27 protein-coding genes and 1 tRNA gene are annotated in these 22,409 nt (G+C 43.3%); 15 read left to right on the top strand and 13 right to left on the bottom strand.

Annotated elements, in window-relative coordinates:
* Window positions 1-23 precede the first annotated feature (23 nt).
* The 4 genes from mer to RE474_RS08090 all read left to right on the top strand — a co-directional run bounded on the left by mer (window position 24) and on the right by RE474_RS08090 (window position 3,036).
* On the top strand, window positions 24-1,004 hold the full coding sequence (gene mer, locus RE474_RS08075) for a 5,10-methylenetetrahydromethanopterin reductase (protein ID WP_309309872.1): 981 nt from the start codon (window positions 24-26) through the stop codon (window positions 1,002-1,004).
* A gap of 27 nt (window positions 1,005-1,031) precedes the next feature.
* A complete protein-coding gene (gene fpoF / locus RE474_RS08080) occupies window positions 1,032-2,060 on the top strand; it encodes a F420H2 dehydrogenase subunit FpoF (RefSeq protein WP_309309873.1) in 1,029 nt (342 codons plus the stop codon).
* 13 nt (window positions 2,061-2,073) lie between these two features.
* Window positions 2,074-2,592, top strand: a complete 519-nt coding sequence (locus RE474_RS08085) for a nicotinamide-nucleotide adenylyltransferase (RefSeq protein WP_309309874.1) — start codon at window positions 2,074-2,076, stop codon at window positions 2,590-2,592.
* A gap of 129 nt (window positions 2,593-2,721) precedes the next feature.
* Complete coding sequence (locus RE474_RS08090) at window positions 2,722-3,036, top strand: DUF6951 family protein (protein ID WP_309309875.1); 315 nt, start codon at window positions 2,722-2,724, stop codon at window positions 3,034-3,036.
* Between the two features lie 37 nt (window positions 3,037-3,073).
* On the opposite strand, the gene RE474_RS08095 is transcribed toward RE474_RS08090, so the two are convergent.
* The 9 genes from RE474_RS08095 to trpD all read right to left on the bottom strand — a co-directional run bounded on the left by RE474_RS08095 (window position 3,074) and on the right by trpD (window position 10,436).
* Window positions 3,074-3,865, bottom strand: coding sequence for a PhzF family phenazine biosynthesis protein (locus RE474_RS08095; RefSeq protein WP_309309876.1), 792 nt, complete (start codon window positions 3,863-3,865; stop codon window positions 3,074-3,076).
* Between the two features lie 5 nt (window positions 3,866-3,870).
* Window positions 3,871-5,307: a cysteine--tRNA ligase gene (gene cysS, locus RE474_RS08100; RefSeq protein WP_309309877.1), complete on the bottom strand. Its 1,437-nt coding sequence runs from the start codon at window positions 5,305-5,307 to the stop codon at window positions 3,871-3,873.
* 23 nt (window positions 5,308-5,330) lie between these two features.
* A tRNA-Cys gene (locus RE474_RS08105) sits at window positions 5,331-5,403 on the bottom strand.
* A 338-nt stretch (window positions 5,404-5,741) separates the two neighbouring features.
* Window positions 5,742-6,293, bottom strand: a complete 552-nt coding sequence (locus tag RE474_RS08110) for an adenylate kinase family protein (RefSeq protein ID WP_309309878.1) — start codon at window positions 6,291-6,293, stop codon at window positions 5,742-5,744.
* A 47-nt stretch (window positions 6,294-6,340) separates the two neighbouring features.
* On the bottom strand, window positions 6,341-6,478 hold the full coding sequence (locus RE474_RS08115; RefSeq protein ID WP_309309879.1) for a hypothetical protein: 138 nt from the start codon (window positions 6,476-6,478) through the stop codon (window positions 6,341-6,343).
* Between the two features lie 114 nt (window positions 6,479-6,592).
* Window positions 6,593-7,183: an anthranilate synthase component II gene (locus RE474_RS08120; RefSeq protein WP_309309880.1), complete on the bottom strand. Its 591-nt coding sequence runs from the start codon at window positions 7,181-7,183 to the stop codon at window positions 6,593-6,595.
* Window positions 7,180-8,751: an anthranilate synthase component I gene (gene trpE, locus RE474_RS08125; protein WP_309309881.1), complete on the bottom strand. Its 1,572-nt coding sequence runs from the start codon at window positions 8,749-8,751 to the stop codon at window positions 7,180-7,182. The genes RE474_RS08120 and trpE overlap by 4 nt, the downstream gene beginning before the upstream one ends.
* A complete protein-coding gene (locus tag RE474_RS08130; RefSeq protein ID WP_309309882.1) occupies window positions 8,744-9,421 on the bottom strand; it encodes a phosphoribosylanthranilate isomerase in 678 nt (225 codons plus the stop codon). Before RE474_RS08130 ends, trpE begins: the two co-directional genes overlap by 8 nt.
* On the bottom strand, window positions 9,399-10,436 hold the full coding sequence (gene trpD, locus RE474_RS08135) for an anthranilate phosphoribosyltransferase (RefSeq protein WP_309309883.1): 1,038 nt from the start codon (window positions 10,434-10,436) through the stop codon (window positions 9,399-9,401). Before trpD ends, RE474_RS08130 begins: the two co-directional genes overlap by 23 nt.
* Before the next feature lie 310 nt (window positions 10,437-10,746).
* Here trpD and RE474_RS08140 point away from each other — a divergent pair, with 310 nt between their 5' ends.
* The 4 genes from RE474_RS08140 (at window position 10,747) to RE474_RS08155 (ending at window position 14,499) form a co-directional block, all read left to right on the top strand.
* Window positions 10,747-11,148 carry a DUF1699 family protein gene (locus RE474_RS08140; RefSeq protein ID WP_309312228.1) on the top strand — a complete coding sequence of 134 codons (402 nt, stop codon included), beginning with the start codon at window positions 10,747-10,749 and terminating at the stop codon, window positions 11,146-11,148.
* A gap of 467 nt (window positions 11,149-11,615) precedes the next feature.
* Window positions 11,616-13,643 carry a ferrous iron transport protein B gene (feoB, locus tag RE474_RS08145; protein ID WP_309309884.1) on the top strand — a complete coding sequence of 676 codons (2,028 nt, stop codon included), beginning with the start codon at window positions 11,616-11,618 and terminating at the stop codon, window positions 13,641-13,643.
* Window positions 13,640-13,804 (top strand): hypothetical protein, encoded by a 165-nt coding sequence (locus RE474_RS08150; RefSeq protein WP_309309885.1) that lies wholly within the window; start codon window positions 13,640-13,642, stop codon window positions 13,802-13,804. Before feoB ends, RE474_RS08150 begins: the two co-directional genes overlap by 4 nt.
* Window positions 13,801-14,499 (top strand): metal-dependent transcriptional regulator, encoded by a 699-nt coding sequence (locus tag RE474_RS08155; RefSeq protein ID WP_309309886.1) that lies wholly within the window; start codon window positions 13,801-13,803, stop codon window positions 14,497-14,499. Before RE474_RS08150 ends, RE474_RS08155 begins: the two co-directional genes overlap by 4 nt.
* A gap of 11 nt (window positions 14,500-14,510) precedes the next feature.
* On the opposite strand, the gene RE474_RS08160 is transcribed toward RE474_RS08155, so the two are convergent.
* Window positions 14,511-15,998 (bottom strand): cobyric acid synthase, encoded by a 1,488-nt coding sequence (locus tag RE474_RS08160; protein ID WP_309309887.1) that lies wholly within the window; start codon window positions 15,996-15,998, stop codon window positions 14,511-14,513.
* A gap of 114 nt (window positions 15,999-16,112) precedes the next feature.
* Here RE474_RS08160 and cbiT point away from each other — a divergent pair, with 114 nt between their 5' ends.
* The 7 genes from cbiT to RE474_RS08195 all read left to right on the top strand — a co-directional run bounded on the left by cbiT (window position 16,113) and on the right by RE474_RS08195 (window position 20,398).
* A complete protein-coding gene (cbiT, locus tag RE474_RS08165) occupies window positions 16,113-16,667 on the top strand; it encodes a precorrin-6Y C5,15-methyltransferase (decarboxylating) subunit CbiT (protein ID WP_309309888.1) in 555 nt (184 codons plus the stop codon).
* Between the two features lie 41 nt (window positions 16,668-16,708).
* Window positions 16,709-17,320, top strand: coding sequence for a cobalt-factor II C(20)-methyltransferase (locus tag RE474_RS08170; protein WP_309309889.1), 612 nt, complete (start codon window positions 16,709-16,711; stop codon window positions 17,318-17,320).
* A 15-nt stretch (window positions 17,321-17,335) separates the two neighbouring features.
* Entirely contained in the window at window positions 17,336-18,079 is a 744-nt protein-coding gene (gene cobM, locus RE474_RS08175) for a precorrin-4 C(11)-methyltransferase (protein WP_309309890.1), read from the top strand.
* A gap of 113 nt (window positions 18,080-18,192) precedes the next feature.
* Window positions 18,193-18,594, top strand: a complete 402-nt coding sequence (locus RE474_RS08180; RefSeq protein ID WP_309309891.1) for a cobalamin biosynthesis protein CbiG — start codon at window positions 18,193-18,195, stop codon at window positions 18,592-18,594.
* An 8-nt stretch (window positions 18,595-18,602) separates the two neighbouring features.
* Window positions 18,603-18,944 (top strand): cobalamin biosynthesis protein, encoded by a 342-nt coding sequence (locus tag RE474_RS08185; RefSeq protein ID WP_309309892.1) that lies wholly within the window; start codon window positions 18,603-18,605, stop codon window positions 18,942-18,944.
* A complete protein-coding gene (gene cobJ, locus RE474_RS08190; RefSeq protein ID WP_309309893.1) occupies window positions 18,913-19,704 on the top strand; it encodes a precorrin-3B C(17)-methyltransferase in 792 nt (263 codons plus the stop codon). The genes RE474_RS08185 and cobJ overlap by 32 nt, the downstream gene beginning before the upstream one ends.
* A complete protein-coding gene (locus RE474_RS08195; protein ID WP_309309894.1) occupies window positions 19,694-20,398 on the top strand; it encodes a precorrin-8X methylmutase in 705 nt (234 codons plus the stop codon). Before cobJ ends, RE474_RS08195 begins: the two co-directional genes overlap by 11 nt.
* A gap of 57 nt (window positions 20,399-20,455) precedes the next feature.
* Here the strand turns inward: RE474_RS08195 and RE474_RS08200 are convergent, their stop codons facing one another.
* The 3 genes from RE474_RS08200 to RE474_RS08210 all read right to left on the bottom strand — a co-directional run bounded on the left by RE474_RS08200 (window position 20,456) and on the right by RE474_RS08210 (window position 22,398).
* Window positions 20,456-21,097: a cytochrome c biogenesis CcdA family protein gene (locus tag RE474_RS08200; RefSeq protein WP_309309895.1), complete on the bottom strand. Its 642-nt coding sequence runs from the start codon at window positions 21,095-21,097 to the stop codon at window positions 20,456-20,458.
* Window positions 21,098-21,580, bottom strand: coding sequence for a thioredoxin family protein (locus RE474_RS08205; protein ID WP_309309896.1), 483 nt, complete (start codon window positions 21,578-21,580; stop codon window positions 21,098-21,100).
* Window positions 21,581-21,708: 128 nt separating this feature from the next.
* Entirely contained in the window at window positions 21,709-22,398 is a 690-nt protein-coding gene (locus RE474_RS08210; protein WP_309309897.1) for a 2,5-diamino-6-(ribosylamino)-4(3H)-pyrimidinone 5'-phosphate reductase, read from the bottom strand.
* Between the last annotated feature and the right edge of the window lie 11 nt (window positions 22,399-22,409).

Here is a 22,409-nt window from a genome sequence, read left to right on the forward strand (position 1 = left end):
ACACACTTTACAGGAGGATTCAAATGACATTTGGAATTGAATTTGTACCAAGCGACCCGGTTTTAAAAATAGCTCACTATGCAAAACTTGCTGAACAGCAGGGCTTTGACAATGTATGGATCACAGACCACTACAACAACCGTGATGTCTATTCAACCTTAACCGTGCTTGCAATGAACACAAACAGTATCAAGCTCGGAACAGGTGTAACAAACCCATACACAAGAAATGCAGCTATCACAGCATCAAGCATCGCTTCACTCAATGAGATCTCAGGCGGCCGTGCAATTCTCGGTCTCGGTCCAGGAGACAAGGCAACCTTCGATGCAATGGGCATCTCATGGGACAAGCCACTCACAACCACAAAGGAAAGCATCCAGGCAATCCGTGGCTTCATCGCAGGAGAAAAAGTAACCATGGATGGCGACGCTGTCAAGTTCGGCGGTGCCAAGATGGCATTCAAGGCTGGAAATGTACCTATCTACATGGGTGCACAGGGTCCAAAGATGCTCGAGCTCGCAGGAGAGATCTCCGATGGTGTACTCATCAACGCATCACACCCAAAGGACTTTGAAGTAGCTGTACAGCAGATTGCATCAGGTGCAAAGAAGGCAGGCCGCGATCCAAAGGAAGTTGACGTAGCAGCATACGCATGCTTCTCAATCGACAAGGATGCAGCAAAGGCAGCAAAGGCAGCTCAGATCGTAGTTGCATTCATTGTTGCAGGTTCTCCTGACATGGTACTTGAGCGCCACGGAATCGACCCAGCAGCAAAGGGTGACATCGGTGGAGCAATCGCAAAGGGTGACTTCGGTGCACTCATGGGCGGTATGGTTACAAATGAGATGATGGACGCATTCTCTATCTGCGGAACACCAGACGACTGTAAGGCAAGGATCAACGACCTGCTTGACATCGGTGTAACCCAGATCGTTGCAGGTTCCCCAATAGGACCTGACAAAGAGAAGGCCATCAAGCTCATCGGTAAAGAAATCATTGGATAAACAAGAAAAGAACGTCGGAGGCAGTTAATGGCCCATCCAAAAATATTAGAGGTCATTGAGCACGACGTCTGCACTTCTTGTGGGGCATGCGTTTCAGCATGTCCTGCAGGTGCTATTGTTATGAACAAGCATGCAGAAGTCCGTGACCCTGATAATTTAGAATTATACGTCAAAGGAGCAGCGCCAAATGTATGTGAGGGATGTCTCACATGTGCAAGACTCTGTCCTGTTATTGACGGATATGTAGAAGACGAGTTTGCAAATGTAAAAGAGTTCTTTGGAGCAAAGAGTACCATAAAAGGTCAGGATGGTGGTGTAACTTCCATTCTTGCAAAGGCTTTGCTTGAAACCGGCACGGTAGATTGTATTGTTGGTATTGCCAGAGATGGTGAATGGGGTACTGAACTTATTGTTATGACCAAGCCGGAAGATGTTGACAGAACAACAGGTACCAAGTATACTTATGATTCTGTACTTTCAGCACTCAGAGAACCTTTTGAGAAATATGATAAGATTGGTGTTATTGGTGTTCCCTGCCAGGCCCATGGTGCACGTCTTCTCTTTGAGAACAACAATGACAAGATCGTTGTGATCCTTGGTCTTCTGTGCATGGAAAGTTTCTACCATGATGTAATGACAGAGAAGATCGTCCCTGAAGTAATGGGACTTAACCTTAATGATGTCGTAAAGATGGACTTCGGTAAGGGTAAGTTCTGGAACTACACAAAGGATGGTGAAGAACACAGTGTTAAGATCGCTGAGGTTGCTCACTATGCAAGAAATCCATGCCACAACTGTTGTGACTATACATCAGTATCTGCTGACATATCACTGGGATCTGTCGGAACTCCAGATGGCTGGAACTGTGTGCTTATAAGGACTGATGTCGGTAAGAAGATTTTCGAGCTTGTCAAGGATAAGGTCGAGATCATGGAAGATCCAAAACCAGGAATGGATCTTATCGGGAAGCTTGCCAAGATGAAACACGATAACAACTCAGGTCACTACCTTGAAGTCTGTGAGAAATTCTCATTTGATGAATGTGGCATTCACTGATGGTTTATCTAATATGCACATGAGAAGAGCGTTCTATATTGGACGCTTTCAACCATTTCATCTCGGACATTACTCTTTAATAAAAGATATTGCCCGGGATGTAGATGAAGTAGTAATTGGCATCGGCAGTGCGCAGAAAAGCCACGAGCCCAAGAATCCATTTACTGCAGGTGAACGCGTAATGATGATCAAGCATGCTTTAGAGGATGCTGGCATTAAACATTACGCGATTCCTCTGGAAGACCTGCAAAGAAATGCTGTGTGGGTCTCTCATATTATTTCTATGACACCACCTTTTGATGTGGTCTATTCTAACAATCCACTTGTTGTTCGTCTTTTTAAAGAATCGGGCATTCCGGTAGAGCAACCTCCAATGTATCAGAGGGAAGGTTATTCCGGCAGCGAAATTCGAAAAAGGATGCTAAGAGATGAGGATTGGAAATCTCTTGTTCCTGAGGCTGTTGTTGATGTTATCGAGGAAATAGATGGTGTTAACAGACTCAAGTGCGTATCAAAATCAGATGCCGATTGAATCAGGCACATCTTTTTTTAAGTAATGGATATGTATTTTTGTTGGCACCAATTTCAAAACATCTTGAAACACTTATATACAAGAGCAACATAACTTTTAGTATATTTCAAATCAGAAATGGTGAATTAAATGGCTGAAGTTGTTATTAACTCAAACATATGTGGCTTTGCACATAAGGTGCATGGAAAAATGGATGGAAAGAACATCATTATCGATATCGAAAGTGATTGTGAGAAAATAAAGAAGTTATCACATATGGAAGTGCCTATGGACCAGACACTTGATATCAAGGATAATTATGTGTTGACAAAAGCTCAGGAAGCGCAATGTTCATCTAACTGCCTTGTTCCATGTGGAATACTAAATGTATGTCGTATAGAAATGGGTATGTTATCCGCATCACTGGCAAGGAAATCAGGAAATATCAGTATAGATTTCAAATAAAGCTACTTAGCTATGAAATCAAATCCTTCTTTTATTTTCATTGTCCCAGTATCTTTCCTTCAATAACAGTCACTGCCTTACCGGAGATCAGAACTCTTTCACCTTTAACCTGTACTTTAAGGAATCCGCCTCTTTCAGAGGCCTGATATGCAGTGAAAACGGTCTTGTTCAGTTTTTTTGCCCAATAAGGTCCAAGGCAGCAGTGGGCGGAACCGGTAACCGGGTCTTCGGGAATTCCTATTGCAGGAGCAAAAAGCCTGGATATGAAATCGTATTCTTTGGACGAAGAAATAGCTGTGACATTTATTCCTCTGGCAGTTATCTCTGCAAGCTTGGGGAGGTCAGGCTTTATCGATCTCAACTCTTCCTCTGAAGCAACTTCAACAAGATAATCAAAAGCATTTTTTCCAGTATATAATGTTTTTACTCCAAGGGCTTCTGTAAGTCCTACCGGAGCATCAGTCTCTTCTTCTGTAAGTGCGGGGAAGTCAAGCTCGACCCATCCATCATTAAAGGTAGCAGTTAGCAAACCGCTTTTTGTGAAGAACCTTAAGGTTTCATCTTCTCCTGCGAATCCTTTTTCCCACAAAATATGGGCACTTGCAAGAGTTGCATGTCCGCAAAGGTCTACTTCTGCGTCAGGTGCAAACCAGCGCAGATCGTACCCGTCATTTTCAGGATACAGGAATGCAGTTTCCGAAATAGCCATTTCCTTTGCTACGTTCTGCATCCATTCTTCATTAGCCGGCCCGTCAAGAATACAAACTCCTGCGGGGTTTCCGGCAAAAGGTATGTCAGTGAAAGCATCTACCTGATAGATCGTTATCATCTATACTATTCCCTTCTCCACCGGACTCCTTCTTTGCCATCTTCAATGATGATTCCTTCCTCTTTCAACTCATCACGTATGGCATCAGCTTTAGCCCAGTTCTTTTCAGCACGTGCTTTGTCTCTGAGTTCGACAAGCTCATTAATGTCGTCGTCTGAAATTCCATTACTTTGTTCTTCTGAGCCCGAATTCTCATCATCGTCAAAGATACCCAGGACTTCGTTTATTTCCGAGTAGAAATCAAGCACCTTCCCAAGAGAGTTTCTTCCGGGTTTTTCGTTTGCGATTATAGAATTGACCTTGCGGCTGAATACAAAAAGGTTACCGATTGCTTCTCTGGTATTGAAGTCGTCATCCATTGACTCAATAAATGCGGTTCTGGTTTCATCTATGAGTTCTGAAAGTCCCCAGTCATTGTCATTATCTGGTGCTTCGGAGACCGCATGTTTTACATTTGAGGAAGCATTCATTAATCTCTTTCTTGCTCTGCCAGCTTCTACGAGCGCATCCTCACTAAAGTCAATGGTACTTCTGTAGTGAGTATAAACAATGAAGAACCTGATAGTTCCGGGAGAGAATTTTTCGAGCACTTCCTTTATTGTAAAGAAGTTCCCAAGGGACTTTGACATTTTTTCCTTGTCAATGGTAAGAAAACCATTGTGCATCCAGTACTTACTGAAAGGATGCATTCCCGTGCAGCTTTCGGATTGGTGAATTTCAGCTTCATGGTGCGGGAATATGAGGTCCATTCCTCCACCGTGGATGTCCAGTTGCTCAGAGCAGTATTTCATGGACATGACAGAACATTCGATATGCCACCCGGGTCTTCCTTTTCCCCAGGGACTGTCCCAGCCGGGTTCATTTTCAGGAGAGTTTTTCCAGAGCACAAAATCAAGCTGGTACCTTTTATCATCCTCTACATCAATTCGGCACCCTGATCCTTCCATTAAGCCTTCAACAGTCTGGTGGCTAAGTATGCCTATCCTGTCCGCAGATTTCTCAAGGTCATAGTATACGTTCCCTTTCGCAGTTGCATATGCTGAACCGTTTTCAATAAGCTTGGTTACAGTATCTATGATGTCATCTATATGTTCTGTAACTTTAGGACGTGTATCAGGTTCCATCACTCCAAGAGCCTGCATATCTTCCTCAAAAGATGCAGTGAACTTCCTTGAAAGTTCAAAGGCATCTTCTCCGCTTTCCTTTGCCCGGTTTATTACCTTGTCATCGACATCAGTAATATTGGATACATAATTCACATCGTATCCACGGTATATCAGGTAGCGCCTGATAACATCAAAAGAAACATAACTTCTGGCGTGGCCCAGATGACAGTGGTCGTAAACTGTGGGTCCGCAAACATACATATTCACTTTATTGTTGTTCAGAGGTACAAAATCCTCTACTTCTCTTGTCAATGTATTGTAAACTCTAAGCACCACAGTAAACACCCTGATAAATAAAATGCCGAGAGAGAGATTCGAACTCCCGGAAAACCGCTCTGCAGGCGGTCACATTAGCCACTCTGTCATCTCGGCAAGATGCAAATGTAAGATTCTATAAATCCTATACAGGATACTCTACTAATCTATTTATGTGTTCGCATCACGGCAATATCTCCATATTCTCAATTGTTGCATTTTTTATATACTTTAACCATGAACAAATTTATTTACGAATGCATTCAATCTTTCTCTGATCGGGTAAAATGTGTATTATGTTTTCTTACATTTGTCTTCTCTCAGAAGATGAGGAATGAACTCAGTTTCAACAATGTATTTGTGGTTATGAAAGGTCATTCCCGATCTTTGACAGGAAATTGAAAACAGAATGTAGGAGTGTTAAATATAGATGTCCAGAGGTGGATGATTGCAATTCAGTCGAATAGATAATCACACCAGTCAACAGATCCCGGCCTGAATTCCTCTTCAAGTTCCCCGGTATTGCCATTTCTAAGTCCCCCGATGATTCGCATAATATTCTTCAAAGTCTTTTCCGCACTTTCTTCAGTAGTATTAATTTCAAAGACTTTCTCACACCACTCTACAGCTTCTGCAAGGATAATATCAAGAGCCTCAGCTTCTAGATTCTCCTTTACTTTCTCTTCGGAATAATTCCTTTTTTCAAGCCTTTCTTTCAGTACCGCAGGATCTGTTCTCAATACAATAACAATATCAGCAATGTGATGGGAAAGATGACTGTCAACGATGGTCACAGTATATGACTTATCCTGAAGCTCCAGAATTCTGTCGTAAACCATATCCATATCAGCAACAACACAGTCCCTTTCAGCATCCACCTCTGAGTAAAGCTTCTCGTCTTTGATAAGCTCATTAAGGTGGATCACCTGATAGTAAGGTTCCTCTTCAAGCAGCTTGGTCACTGATGTTTTCCCAGTTCCCGGTGTTCCTGTGATACCGATAAGCATAGTTAAGAATAAGCCTTCAAGTGCTTAATTATTGTGATGGTTCCAACTCAGTCTGAAATCCTGGAAGGTTCTATCCAAAACTCATGGCTTCTTGCAGAATCAACTGACTTTCGTGTTCCAGTCCAGCGTTTTCTCCATGATGGTTCCCATGGTTTTGTTTTCGGGTTGATTCCATATTTTCCCAAATCTATCCTTCCATTATTTCATTTTGTTTTTACTAAAATTGCAGAGATTCCTCTGTTTGATCTAAAAATAAGTTACAGAGGGACTACTCTGTAAATATTAAATCAGTCTATCAGTTAGTTCCTGTTCCTTTGCTCAGCGATTTTCAGGAAATTCTTGATTATCCACAGTCCTTCTTCAGTAAGAATGGATTCCGGATGGAACTGCAAGCCATATACGGGATATTCCTTGTGCTCAACTGCCATGATTATGTCATCATCTGTCTTTGCAGTGACCTTTAGATCATCTGCCAGTTTCTCAATGGCAAGTGAATGATATCTTCCGCCTTTGAACTTGTCTCCAAGTCCTTCAAAAAGTGGAGTGTCCTCATGGTTGATATCAGATGTTTTTCCATGAATCGGGCCACCCTTTGCATGTCCGATGGTTCCGCCGAATGCAGTATTAATTGCCTGGTGTCCAAGACAAACTCCAAGCACGGGTTTTTCCGGTCCGAATTCCCTGATAACATCAAGACATGATCCAATGTCCTCTGCTTTATGAGGTGTGCCCGGACCAGGGGAGATCACGATAGCATCAGGGTTAATTTCCTTTACTTCTTCAAGGGAAATGGTGTTAGGAACGACCATGGTATCAGGTTCGTATATGGAAACATAGTCCACGAGATTCCAGACAAAGGAATCCTTGTTGTTTATGAACAATACCTTCATTGTTTTCCTCCTATGGCCTTTATCATTGCAGCCATTTTCCTTTCGGTTTCTTTGTATTCGTAAGTCGGGTCAGAGTCAGCTACAATACCGGCTCCTGCCTGCACATAAGCTGTGTTGTTCTTGATAAGAACTGTCCTTATGACAATTGCAAAGTCAGCGTCACCATTCCATGAATAGTAACCAACACCGCCGCCATAGATTCCTCTTGACTCTGGTTCAAGGTCATCTATAATTTCCATAGCCCTTATTTTTGGAGCACCTGAAAGTGTGCCTGCCGGGAATATGGCACGTGTGGCATCAAACTGGTCACACTCATCCCTGAGCTCGCCACTTACGGTACTTTCGATGTGCTGTAAGTGAGAGTATTTCACCACGCTCATAAGGTCATCAACCTTGACGGTTCCGCCTTTTGAGACCATTCTGACATCATTGCGGCCAAGGTCAACAAGCATTACATGTTCTGCACGCTCTTTCTTGTCATTGAGCATCTCCTGTGCCAGTTCCCTGTCCTCTTCGTCATTATTGCCGCGGGGGCATGTTCCTGCGATAGGGTTTGTGATAACTTTCCTGTCAAAGACTGTCATAAGGGTTTCAGGACTTGCACCTACGATGCCAATATCCTTGAAGTTGAAAATGTACATGTAAGGACTTGGATTGATGTTCCTGAGCCTGATGTAGAGTTGCAGTGGTGTCTGCTTCATTTTCACAGTGTACCTGCGGGAAGGAACTACCTGGAAAATATCACCATCAATGATGTGGTGTTTTGCAATTCTCACTGCTTCTTCATAGGCTGCCTGATCCATATTGGCAACCGGTTCCTCGGTATCTGCTGCAGGAATGTCCTCACTGATGCTAATGACTGAAGCCATCTGAAGTGATCTTTCCATGAGTTGAGCTTCAGACACAGCATGCTCATAAACATCATTCAGGTCACTTGATTCAGTTACAAATGGTGTGATAACAATGTATGTCTCATTTGTTATGTGGTCGAAGACAAAGGTCTTTGACATGATGGCAAAGTGCATGTCAGGTACATCGGCATCAGGTTTCTTGTCCCGGTCTAACCATGAATCATAAACGAGATCGTAGCTGTTATAGCCGATAGCTCCGCCGAGGAATGTCTGCCTGTCAAAGCGCTTCTGGTTCAACATCTGAGTTCCGGTGCTTGTAGGATAAATCTTCCTGAAAGCTGCAAGGGCATCGTCACCTTCGTTGACCTTTACCCTGAACTTACCACCTATAAGTGATTCCACATCTCCCATTGCCTTGAGTTTGTTGTAGATGTGTTTTGTAAGTTCGGAGTTCATCTGGCATTCAATTGTAATGTATCTGTCCTTGATAGCTACAACCATTTCAGGTTCGTAACCTACGAATGAATACCTTGCATGTCTTTTTTCTTTCTCTACTGATTCAAGCAGATAGGAGTGTCCTGCATTCTGCAGGGTTGCATAGAGTTGCAGTGGGCTGCAAATGCTATCCACTTTTGTCATGAGCTGCACTATGGCAGGCTTCTGTGAATTTTCAACGAGGGTTTTGAAATCCTCTTTATTAAGATCAAAATCAACCATTGATACACCTTGCTTCTTCTATAAACCTGCATACCTTTGCAGGGTCTTTCTTTCCATCTGTTTCCACACCGGAAGCGGTATCCACGGCAAAGGGCATTACTTTGCTAACCGCATCTCTAATATTGTCAGGCTTAAGCCCTCCGGCAAGTATCACCGGAGCTTCCGTGTTCTCTACTACTTTTCTGCTTACTGACCAGTCGTGCACAAGTCCTGTGCCACCACTTGATCCTGCCTTGCCGGAATCAAGGAGAATGCCGTCTATCAGGTCACTCTCATAGAGGGAATCCATCTCTGACATCATCTCAGATGGCAGTTCCCTGCATTCCACCGGCACGACAAATGTCCTGATCATCTTCTGGTGTGTGTTGTTACGTATGATCGCGACTTCATCTGCGCTGAGCTCGTTATGAAGCTGAACTACATCCGGCCTGACCTTCTCAATTAGTTCCAGTGCTTCCTGTCCGCTTGATGGCATTATCACAAGCACGGAGTCCACAAAAAAAGGCACTTTCCTGACAAGGTCTGCGGCGGTCTGAGCATCCAGTTTCCTGGGGGTGTTCACAGGAACCTCTGTGATGAAACCTACAGCATCGGCTCCGCAGCTTACTGCCAGTTCAATGTCCTCGGCAGTTTTCATTCCGCATATCTTAACTCTGGGCAGATGCTTCATCTATGACTCCCTGAATGTTGTCGTCATCGCTGAATTCTATGAGTTTCGCCAGTGCTTTGCCGCTGTCAAGAACTTCCTCTACCATAGGAATTGCTTCTTTGATAGAGGATGCTTTTCCGGCAACATATAGGGCTGCTGCTGAGTTCATTACAATAATGTCTCTCTTTGGACCCTTCTCACCCTTTAGTATTCTTATGATATCTATTGCATTCTCCTTAGGTGTGCCGCCTGCAATATCCTCAGGAGTTGCTCTGTTGATTCCAAGTTCTTCAGGTGTTAGTGTGTAGGTAGTGATATTTCCGCCTTTTAGCTCAGCAACGTAAGTTTCAGAGAAATTGGATATCTCATCCATGCCGTCACCGTGAACTACCATTGCCCTGTCAACTCCAAGCTTTTTCATTACCTGGGCAAAAGGCTCGCAGAGACTCTTGTCAAATACTCCAACAAGCTGTACTTTTGCGTTTGCAGGGTTGGTGAGTGGTCCCAGAATGTTGAAAACTGTCCTGACTCCCATTTCCTGTCTTATGGGTCCGACCCTTTTCATTGCAGGATGGAAGATTGGTGCGAACATGAATCCGATTCCGTTCTTTTCTATGGATTCGGTTACTTCTTCAGGTGCTTTGTCCACTTTTATCCCGAGTTCTCTAAGGACATCGGCACTACCGGAAAGTGAAGTTATGGAGCGGTTACCGTGCTTTGCAACAGCTACACCGGTTGCTGCGGTAACGATTGCAGAGGCGGTTGAGATATTGATCGTGTTGCGTTTGTCTCCGCCGGTTCCCACAACATCCACAAGTGCACCTTCAACTTTAGGAACAATTGTGTTTGCAGCTTTCTTCATACCGGTTGCAAAACCCGCAATCTCATCCGGGGTCTCTCCCTTCATTTTAAGGGCAATGAGGAGGCCGCCTATCTGTGCGTCTGTGGCCTCTGTGAATATTTTGGTGATTGCATCCTCTGCTTCTGTTATAGAGAGGTCCTGCTTTTCACTTACCTTCTTGATGTAGTCCTTCATGTTAGCACCTTTGAACGCATTAATGTATATTTTTGTACAATAGTGGTTAAAGATGCCTAATTGTATTTAAGGATTATGGCTTTGTGGGCTTTGTGTAAAAATCCCATTTTTGTTTGACTTCTTACACAGAATCTAAATTTCAAAATTTGCTTTTTTTGTATTTTCATAAGTAGTTTAGTCTACATCCCGAAATATATGCCTTCAAAAAAGATAGTAATTTCAAACTCATTCTGTATATACAGTAATTTTTAAGTAATTTGTATACTTTTGGACAATAAATCCCATTTAATTCAAATATTGGAGATAAATGATGAAAATAAGAGTTGTAAGTTCAAAAGAAGAAATCAATAACCTCGGTTCTAATGAAGAAATGATTCATCTTGCATTCAGACCATCAAACACAGACATATTCAACCTCATAACTAAATGCCCTGATGTGAAAGCACTCCACATACCAAGTTCCTATATAAGAACAATTTCCAAATCCACTCAGATGTTTTTGGAGATGAAAGGTATTGCATTGATCGAAGGTGATGTATGGGGTCACAGGAAAGACATCAATGAATACTCTGAAGTTTCAGAAAGTGTATATGAGCGCTTTGACCAGTACAGAGCAGATGGTCTTTCTGATGAAGAAATTGCAGCAAAGATGGAAAGAGAATTGCATATGAGCACAGATTTGATTAGGTTCTTGCTTAAAAACAGAAAGTAATAGTTATTTGATGGGTGATTTAATACCCATATTCTTTTTACAAAAAAGTCTGAGATGCAAAATTCACGTTAATATCCAATTCATACATTTTTTGAATGAAAATACACATCTTATGGCATACTATTTTGCATAGAACCTCATTGACTTGTGCACTCCATGATTTAGCTTTGACAGAATCTCCAAACTTAGGCTTAATAATGCGAACGGTGGTCTCTGCATTACTCCTTTTATGATTAACTTTTTTTACACAACCTTTACTTTTCACACAAAGCTGCAAGTTGAATGAAATGCCTGCTCCTCCTGAACGATGAATACGGACTTTTTTATGTATCCATACATGTGATTTTCCGATTTTCTCCGGGTATATTATTGCGGCTAAAATTGGTAGGTATGCAAACGTTTATATATCATATGTACCAATGGCTTCTAAAATTAGGCTTACCTACTTTCATGAGGTATAGGAAAATATGTTACATATTCTTAAAAAACAAAGTTGCTGTTGTGTTGAAGATGACACTCATAGTGATCTTGACAGGATAATCCTTGTAGGGAATCCCAATGTCGGTAAAAGCGTAATCTTCAATCATTTTTCAGACAGTTATGCAGTAGTTTCTAATTATCCGGGAACCACAGTAGCCGTGAGTAAGGGAAAGGGGCTGATCGGTGGAAAGGAGTATGAGATAGTCGACACTCCGGGTATGTATTCCCTGCAGCCGATAACCGACGAAGAACGGGTATCGCAGAAATATCTCTTCAACAGTAAACCTTTTGTTTACCTGCATGTGGTCGACGCCAAGAATCTTCAGCGCATGCTTCCTCTCACACTCCAGCTCATCGAGGCACGGGTTCCTCTCATACTTGTCCTCAATATGATGGATGAAGCTTCTGTTAGAGGTATCAGGATCAACGAATCAAAGCTTGAAAAGAAACTCGGGATTCCGGTCATATGTACAACTTCAATTAAAGGAGAAGGTCTGGACCGTCTTGAGGATACCATCTCATCTTACAGCTACCAGCCTGCTGAGAACAATGTAAAGTACAGCAGAGGAATAGATCATGCTATTGGCATGATATCCTCACTTCTCGGATCAGAGTATGCAATATCGAAGGAAGCGGTTGCAGAATTGCTTCTTCTTAATGACGTTGTCGCGCTTGAAGAGGTGAAAAAGAACAACGAGGACATTGAAGCTATTGGTAAGGTTACTGAAGGGACCGAAAAGGAGTATTCAGATCCTCTTAATTATGTAATGACAATAGAAAGGCAGGAATATGTCAACGAGATCGTCAGTTCTGTCATGACCGAGAATCCAATGGCAGGAACTGGCCAGGAAAGCATGCGCAAGGAATCCGGGCATTCTTTCAGTGAGCGCATAGACAAACTTCTCATACAGCCTTTGACCGGAATTCCGATATTGCTGTTGGTGCTGTACTTTGGCCTTTATAAGTTCGTGGGCGGTTTTGCAGCGGGCACTGTCGTGGATTATCTTGAAAGCACTTTGTTTGGTGAGCATATCAATCCCTGGGTTATTGAGACGTTCAATTCCTTTGTACCCTATCCTGTAGTACAGGACCTCTTTGTAGGGGAGTATGGAATATTCACCCAGGCGGTGACATACGCAATAGCACTTATCATGCCTCTTGTAGGGGCATTCTTTATAGTATTCTCCATTATCGAGGATACCGGATACCTGCCCCGACTTGCAATGCTTATTGACCGTGCATTCAAAAAAATGGGTATGAGCGGCAGGGCTGTAATCCCAATGGTACTTGGTTTCGGGTGTGCCACTATGGCGACCATGGTCACGCGTACTCTTGAGACAAAGAGGGAAAAGGTCATTGCGAGTATGCTCCTGGCGCTGGCAATTCCATGCTCTGCGCAGCTGGGTGTCATACTGGGTATTCTCTCGTTCAGCAGTAAAGCACTGGCAATATGGGCGGTTGTTATTGGCTTTGAACTTATGCTGATAGGTTACCTCTCATCACTTGTAATACCCGGGGAAAAGCCCAGCTTCTTCATTGAAATGCCTCCTCTCAGGCTTCCGAAACTCTCGAATGTTCTCGTAAAGACATATTCGAGGATGCAGTGGTATTTCTTTGAGGTCCTTCCTCTGTTTGTCATTGCAAGTGTATTGATATGGATCGGTAGACTCACCGGTTTGTTTGACATAGCGGTCAGGATCATGGGCTATCCCTCACAGTGGATAGGTCTCCCTGCTGAAGCAGGACTCATGTTCTTCTATGGTTTCTTCAGGAGGGATTTCGGTGCAGCCGGCCTGTTCGACATGTATAATGCAGGTATGCTGACCGGAGTTAACATTGTGGTCGCATCTATCACACTGACATTGTTCATGCCATGTATTGCACAGTTCCTTGTGACAGTAAAGGAAAGAGGTATCAAAACCGCTGTAGCAATGGCGACCTTCATCTTCCCAAGTGCCTTTGCGGTAGGGTTCATTGTGAACTACCTTCTTACAACATTCGGAGTGGTACTATGAAGTGTCCCCTTTGCGGCAAGGAATTCGATGAACCGGATAGATCAAAATGCTCTGGCTGCGGCAGGTTCAGTTCATGTAATATGCAGCGTTGTCCCGGATGTGGGTATGAGATAGCACCGGAAACAAAACTGGAAAAATTCATCAGAGGGATATTCAAATGAAGATAAGTGAAGATGCAGAGAACATACTTGAAAGAATGTGGGTTTGCATCAATGAAGAAATGAGTGATTCGGTAGACCTCTCATCATTTGATCTGGATGGGACTTCACCGGAGGTTATTGAACTGCTTGAAACTGGCAACATACTGCTGTCCGGTACTCTTGCAACACTTTCGCCTGAAGGGGATGCCAACGGGAAGACTGTTGTCAGAAGGCGCAGGCTTGCAGAACGGCTTCTTGTTGACGTGCTGAACACAAAGGAAAGACATGTGCGCAGTTCTGCGTGTGAGTTCGAGCACATACTTCACAGGGGTATTGATGAGAATGTATGCATATTGCTTGGCCATCCTCGTACCTGCCCCCATGGGAAGTTGATACCTGAGGGTGAATGCTGTATAAAGGCCAGGGAGGATCTTGAACATGTTGTTGCTCCTCTTTCCGCACTGAAGAATGGTCAGGGCGGGAAGATCGCTTACTTTGATATGAGGGAGGAACACAAAATGCAGAAGATGCTTGCAATGGGTGTGCTTCCCGGCGTACCTGTGAGTCTTGTGCAATCATACCCTTCCTATGTCTTTGACCTGAACCATACAAGGTATGCCGTCGACACGGAAATAGCTGATAGTATATATGTAAGGTTAGAAAGGGAGCAGGTGAGTAAAAACGAGTATAATGGAAAATTAAGTGTAAGGGCATGACCCCCATTCACTTAATCCTGGCCTTCTATAAGTTCGTATATCTTTTCCATGTCAAGGCAGCTTTCAACTACCCGGGCAAGTTCCTCATAAGCCTCATCTTCTGTGGTCACAGTTTCAGGGTGATACTCCACACCTTTCTTTTCTGTTAGATATATCATGAGGGCATGACGGATGTTTTCGTTCTCGAAAAGCCCATGTAGGTATGTGCCCACTACGGTTCCGCTTTCATCGATGCTGCCGTCATCACCAAAAACAGTTCTTGGAGTTTTTGTGGCGCCCATATGGATCTCGTATCCCCATATTTCATCACCTTTAATGTGGTTGAATATAGGTCCGTCGGCAACAATTTCCTTTTTGACCTGGATGGTTTTCTTCTTGTATTCTCCGAATGATGTTTCAGTTTCAAGAAGTCCAAGACCTTCATAATCTGCCTCAACTCCGTTTTCAACACCTGAGTCGTGGATGACTTTTCCAAGCATCTGGTAACCGCCGCAAATTCCAAAGATAACTGCTTTGTCTTTGAGGTTCTTGATCTGTACATCCATACCGCTGGATTGTAGATCAAGTAGGTCACTTACTGTGTTCTTTGTACCCGGAATGATAACACAATCAGGGTTCCCCAGATTTTCATCAAGGTCTACGTATCTGACTTTAGCTATTCTCTCAAGTGGCTCGAAATCAGTGAAATTTGATATCCTTGGCAGGCGGATCACTGCGATATCGATGTCATTGATATCTTCGCTTTCTTCACGTCCTTTTTTCTTCTTTCTGATTGCCATGGAGTCTTCGGATGGGATCTTGAGCTTGTAATAGGGAAGAACTCCAAGAACCGGAACTCCGGTGAGATCCTCAAGCTGCTTGAGTCCTGGTTCCAGAATTGCGGGGTCGCCTCTGAATTTGTTGATTACAAACCCTTTGAGATTCTTAGCGACATCTTCAGGCAACAGTGCCTTTGTACCGTAAAGGCTTGCAAACACTCCGCCTGATTCGATATCTCCTACGAGGATGATTGGTGCCTGTGTGATGCGTGCAGTTCCCACGTTGACTATATCGCGGTCGTAGAGGTTTATCTCTGCAGCTCCTCCTGCTCCTTCCATAACTATGAGGTCATATTCTGATTCAAGTCTTTCAAGGGCGCCTCTTAATACATCGTGCATTTCCTCGATTGAATCGTAGTAATTTCCAGCGGATTTGTCTGCATATGGTTCCCCGAGTACGATGACCTGTGATGTCCTGTCCCCTTTTGGTTTTAGAAGCACCGGGTTCATATCTGCTGTGGGCTCGACTCCGGCAGCTTTAGCCTGGATGGCCTGGGCAATTCCAATTTCCTTTCCATCTTTTGTTATCCATGAATTCAGGCTCATATTCTGGGCCTTAAATGGTGCAACATTATATTTTCTGGAGAGTATCCTGCAGAGTCCCGTGACCATTATGCTCTTGCCGACGTCTGATGCAGTGCCAAGTACCAGTAATTTCTTTGCATTTTTCTTGTTTTCCATTGCAACCGCCCTAATAATATTTTTGGATTTTCATACTATTTCGTAATAATGCAACAGTTTTATGAAGGGCAACTTATATCTACTTAACTCCAGTTTATCTTAGTTAGGTGGAATATGACTGAACTTTTGCATGTAAGTGGCGGCCCCACAAAACCTGAAATAATCGCAGTTTCGTTATCTAAACTTGATTTAGCAGACGGTTGCAGATTTTTTGATATTGGTTGTGGTACAGGAGCCGTGTCAATAGAAGCTTCTAAAATGGTACGTGACATCAGTATATGCGCTATTGATGCAAGGGAAGAAGCCATTAGTGTGACGAAGAAAAATTTCGAAGCATTTAAGATTAACAATGCACAAGTGTTTTCCGGTGAATCATCCGATATCCTTGAAAAACAGGAAGTTGGTTCAATAGATTGTGCATTCATTGGTGGCACAAAGAATATTTCCCGTGTGCTTGAAGTGCTTGCCGAGAAAAAGGCAAAAAGCATTGTATTGAATGCGGTCAGGATTGAGACTGTCGTAAATGTAATAAACAAGATGAAAGAACTTGACTTATTCGAAGAGGCACTGCATATTATAGTGTCTCGCAGCGCCCCGATAACTGGCGAAACCATGTTCAAGCCGGAAAATCCGATATACATTGTTGTCGGCAAGTCCGGTAAAAATTGATGTTAATTTATGTAACTTATCTTTATTAATGGTGATAAAAAATGCTTGTAGGAGTAGGACTTGGTCCGGGTGATCCGGAGCTTCTGACATTGAAAGCTGTAGAAAGCCTGAAAAATGCATATAAGGTATACGTTCCTGGTCGAATGGCAGCCGACCTTGTGGCACCTTATGCAGAATCAGAGATTCTTGATTTCCCAATGCTGACTGATTATGAGGTACTCAATGATGTCTGGAAAAAGAATGCTGATATGATTGCAGAGGAATCAAAGGACAATCTGGTTGTCTTTGGTCTGATTGGCGATCCGAATTTCTTCTCAACCTTCACTCACTTAAAACGTGTGATGAAAAAATTCTATCCTGATGTTGAAACTGCAACAATTCCGGGAATCAGCTCAATCACATCATTCGCTGCACAGACCGGTGCTGAGGTTGACTCATCCTTTGAGGTAAGCGATGGTTCAGACAGCAAGTACAGGATAAGGCTCAAGGCAAGCAGGCCACTTGAAATAATTGAATCATATGAAAAGGAAGGCTTTAACAAGTTCACTTTCTGTGAGCGCCTTTTCAGTGACAAAGAAGTAATTATCACAGAAAGGGATCAGATTCCTGAAAAAGGAAACTATTTCAGTATAATCTATGCCCAGAAGGAATAACACAAGGTGAATCTAATGACAGATAAAAAAGTCTATTTTGTAGGGTCCGGCCCGGGAAATGCAAAATACATTACCGTAATGGGCAAAGAGCTTCTTGAAGGGGCTGACCTTGTAATCTATGCAGGTTCCCTTGTAAATCCTGAAGTTGTCAATTACTGTAAAGGTGAAAAGATCGACAGTTACGGACTTACCCTTGATGAGACTAACCAGCTTATAGTTGACAATCTCGAAGCAGGTAAGAAGGTTGTAAGATTACACAGTGGCGACCCATCACTCTACGGTTCTATCGTAGAGCAGATCGAAGAACTCAAGAAGTTCGATGTAGAGGTTGAGATCATTCCTGGTGTGTCCTCAGTATTCGCAACAGCGGCAGCACTGAAGACCCAGCTTACACTGAACGATGTCTCAGAGACTCTTATTATAACACGTCCTGCAGGTAAGACACTTGAGAAGGACCAGATAACAGAGCTTTCAAGACATGGTGCAACAATGGCGGTTTTCCTGGGAACACAGAAGATCGAGCAGATCATGGAGAAAGTAGAATATCCGGACGACACTCCTGTGGCAGTTGTCTTCCATGCATCATGGCCTGACCAGAAGATCATTAAGGGCACTGTTGCAGACATTGCCAGTAAGGTCAAGGAAGCAGGCATTAAGCGCTCCGCAATGATCCTTATCGGTGGAGTTGTAGAGCCTGTGGAATATGGTAACTTCGGGAGGTCTTACTTATACGGAGTGGCACAAGAACCGCTGTCATAACCTTTGAGAGAAATCTTGAGGTTGCAGAGCGCCTGGCAGAACATCTGGATGCTGACATCCTGCTGTTTAACAAAACAATCTTCAGAAAGGCATTTGAGGAATACGATGCTATCGTGGCAGTATTTGCCACCGGCATTGTTGTCCGTGAGATTGCACCCTTGATAGTGGATAAGTGGAAGGATCCTGCAGTCATAGTGGTTGATTCCAATATGAATTTCGCAATTCCTTTGCTTGGTGGTCATCACGGGGGCAACGAGGTTGTCAGGAAGATCGCAGAGATAGGTCCGATCCCGGTTGTCACTACAGCCACTGAAGTTCACAACAGGAATTCAGTGGAAGGCATTGCAAAGGCACTTGGATGTGATATTGTCAATAAGCCGTCCACTGTACAGGTAAATTGCGCTCTGCTTGATGAGGATGTTGAAGTCCTCGAAATTAAAGGTCCAAAGATAGTCATTGTCGGGGACGATGTTTCGGTCCTGAAACGAGATGAAGTAAAGGCTGAGGACAAATGATTATAGGTATGGGGGCCCGAAGGGGTATTGACAGTCAGGAAGCCATCGATGCGATAAACAATGCGCTTATGGAGGTAGGCAGGAGCATCGATGATGTGGAAGGGCTGGCATCAGCAAAATTAAAAGAGAACGAGACCGGTCTGCATGAAGCAGCTAAGTTCTTCGGGCTCACAATAACGTTCATAGATCACGACGAATTGAATAACTATGATGCGCCGTCGGCTTCGCAGGCAAAACGCTTCGGGCTTACAGGTGTGGCAGAACCTGCTGCATTGGCGTTGTCTGAAAAAAAACAATTGATACTAAGGAAGAAGGTATATGGAAGGGTCACAATCGCAATCGCAGAGTAAAGGTAAACTCTACATCATCGGAATAGGTCCGGGTTCAGTCGAACAGCTGACAGTGAAAGCAAGGGATGTAATCATGACATCAGATTACATTGTCGGAAATGGTACCTATCTTGACCAGATGGCAAGTCTGCTGGACAAACAGGAGATAGTCCGCAGTGCCATGGGTAAGGAAGTTGACCGCTCACGCAAGGCAGTAGAGCTTGCGCAGGATAAAGTTGTTTCCATGATAAGTGGCGGCGATGCAAACGTTTACGGCATGGCAGGTCTTGTCCTTGAAGTTGCAGAACACGCAGGTCTTGATGTTGAAGTAGAGGTCCTGCCTGGTGTAACTGCAATTACAGCAGCTGCAAGTGTTGTCGGAGCACCTATTGTCAATGATATGTGTACCGTAAGTCTCAGTGACCTTCTTACGCCATGGGAAGTCATCGAGAAAAGACTTGATGCAGCAGCATCAGCAGACTTTGTGATGTCACTCTACAATCCAAAGAGCCGCCAGCGCAAATCCAATTTCTCAAAGGCTATTGAAATTATCAGAAAGTACAAGGAAGATTCAGTTCCTGTAGCTCTTGTCAAGAATGCTCTGAGAGATGCCGACCAGGATTACGTTGTCACAACCCTTGGTGAGGTTATGGACTACAACGACTGGGTCGACATGAGCACAACAATCCTTATCACAACAAATGATTCCCGCATATGGGATTCACCATACGGTAAGAGAATAATCACTCCAAGGGGGTATCATCGGAAATATGACTACTGAGTCCAAAAAGAATGACACAAGCATTGAAGAGCTTGTGGAGATGACAACTGAGATCGATCCTGATCTCGTTGCTATCTGCAATGACCTTGGATCACAGACTGATGAAGCCAAGGCAATCTACATGACAAGCCGCAACATCGCCCGCAAACTTGTAGGTGATGAAACTCCTGAAGACCGCGTGAAACAGCGTTGTGTAACCTCAACAGGTGACCCTGCAGTAGCAGACCTCATGCGTTTTGTTAATGATCCTATTCCAGCAGGTGTTGAGGCAATCAGAAAAGGAGCTCCTATTCTTGTTGACATTAACATGGTCAAATCAGGAATAACCAAGAGAGGCCACAACTGTGAGATTATCTGTGTACTTGACAAGGACGAGGATGCAGAACTTGCCAAGAAGTATGGCATAACAAGAACTGCAGCAGGATTCCTGAAATGCAAGGACATTCTTGAAGGTTCAATTGTCGCAATAGGCAATGCACCATCCGCTGCATTTGCAGTATGCAGGATGATCGAGCACGGCATCAAGCCAGCTATCATTGTAGGCACTCCTGTAGGCTTTGTCAACGCCGCAGAATCAAAAGAAGTTGTCAGGGGCGCACCGGTTCCTTCCATAACATGTGTAGGTACACGTGGCGGAACACCAATGGCAGTTGCCTGTATCAATGAACTTGTTACAATAGCAAATGAAGAGTAATGTGTTCCTGAATGAACACATTCATCTGTTCTTATTTTTATTTTAAATTAGATTACCTTACAGATGGTTAGTGTAAACCATCCACAGTCCCACAATAATAAGCACAATCCCTGCTCCCTTTTTGAGCTCAATATCATATTCAGATATTTTACTGAGCCTGTCACCGGACAGTTTTGCAGAATAGGCAATAATCAGCATTGGTATTGCAAACCCCATAGCGTATATGAAGAGAAGTCCTGCACCATAAAACACGTCTCCTTCAAGTGCCACAAGGGTGAGTATTGATGCCAGTATTGGTCCCACACATGGAATCCATACTATTCCAAGCGACACACCGATAACAAGACCTCCTATGAGTCCTTTTCCTTCAGCATGGATCTTTCCGGTGTATTGAGATAGGGATGCAAACACATCCTTTTGCATGAGCATCGATATACCCATGAAAATTATGATGAGTTCAGCAATTATCCTGAGTTCACCAAGGTATGGTAGAAAATATTCTCCGAATGCAGATGCTGCAACACCCATTATAGTGAACGATAAAGTAAGTCCTGCAATTATAGCAAGTGGGCGTAGCTTGCTGTTTCCTGTTGAATATGCAAGTACGATGGGAAGCAATGGCAATACACAGGGAGAGAGCACGCTCACGATACCTGCAAAAAAAGATGCCAGTGGAGTTAATGTACTTGCATCGACCATTTAATCAACTGATTTCCTGTATTCGATTGCGTTATCGAGCAAATCTGTAAACTTGTTTTTAGTTGTCAGGCCAATGTATCTTGCATAGTTCCTGTCGGTTGTGACCTGTCCGTCCACTCCCATGTAGACGTAGCCATTTTCACTGTTTTCAACAATGACGAACGAGTCCGGGATTGAGTAAATGTTAAAACTGGATGCAAGCGATCCTGCATTATCTGTATTGATATATACTACGGCTGCTTTTCCTTCGTATTCCAGTGATATATCTGCCATTATAGGTTTTTGTGAACTACAAGCAGGACACCAGTCTGCCCCGATCTCTACCAGTACAGGTCTCTGTGCTACTAAATCATTAAGCTCCTGTGAGCTTGTAATCTCTATTATCGCACTGTTTTCCATCGCTTCTCTATTGTCACCTGTCATTCCTGCGACTATGAAGAACACTGAAATCAAGACAATTATCGGCAGGATTAATTTATTCATAATATCACATTTTCATGGCTTAGTTTTGTTAGCACTTTGTCTGGCTTATATTTAAATTATGATGATTTATAATTTGTGCACGGTATTGACAAAAAAGAGCAAAACCGTATTTCAAAAAAAAGAAAGTATCATTGCTCTGAATTAGCAGGAACTTTCCATTTGAGAAGAATTCCTTCTTCCATTTTTTCAGCATCAATTAGTTCGAGTTTCTGTATGTCTTTTTCAGTAAAACCGTCACCATCTGTAAATGTTGGTGCAGTCTTTCCACCGATTATCAGATTTCCCACAAAAGTATATATCTCATCAACAAGCCCGTTTGAGATCATTCCCCAGTTAAGCGTTGCGCCACCTTCAACCATTAAGCGTTCAATTCCCTGGGCCTTGAGTTCTGACATTGCTTGTTTAAGGTCCACTTTTTCTTTACCTGCAACAACAATTGTTGCCTGCTCTCTCAGAAGGTTTACTTTAGCCGCAGGGGCTGATTCAGAAACAATTATAATGCGTTTTCCTTCACCCTTTTTAAAGATGTCAGCATCAACAGGCGTCCTTGCTTTGCTATCTACAATAATTCTTGCGGGATTCTCATCCTTGCCTGCTGCAATCCTTCTTTCTTTGAGTTCAGCAGATTTCACTGTTAGGCTGGGGTCATCAGCGAGTACTGTTCCGATACCTACCATCACTGCATCAGATCCTGCACGCAGCTGGTCCATGCGGTTGAAATCTATCTGGCCGGAAATCCTTACCTGCTTTCTCTCTTTTGTGGATATCTTACCATCGGCAGACATTGCTGAATTTATAAATGTAAATGGGCGTTCCATTGGAATCACTA

Source organism: Methanolobus sediminis, from assembly GCF_031312595.1.
Classification (GTDB): Archaea; Halobacteriota; Methanosarcinia; order Methanosarcinales; family Methanosarcinaceae; genus Methanolobus; species Methanolobus sediminis.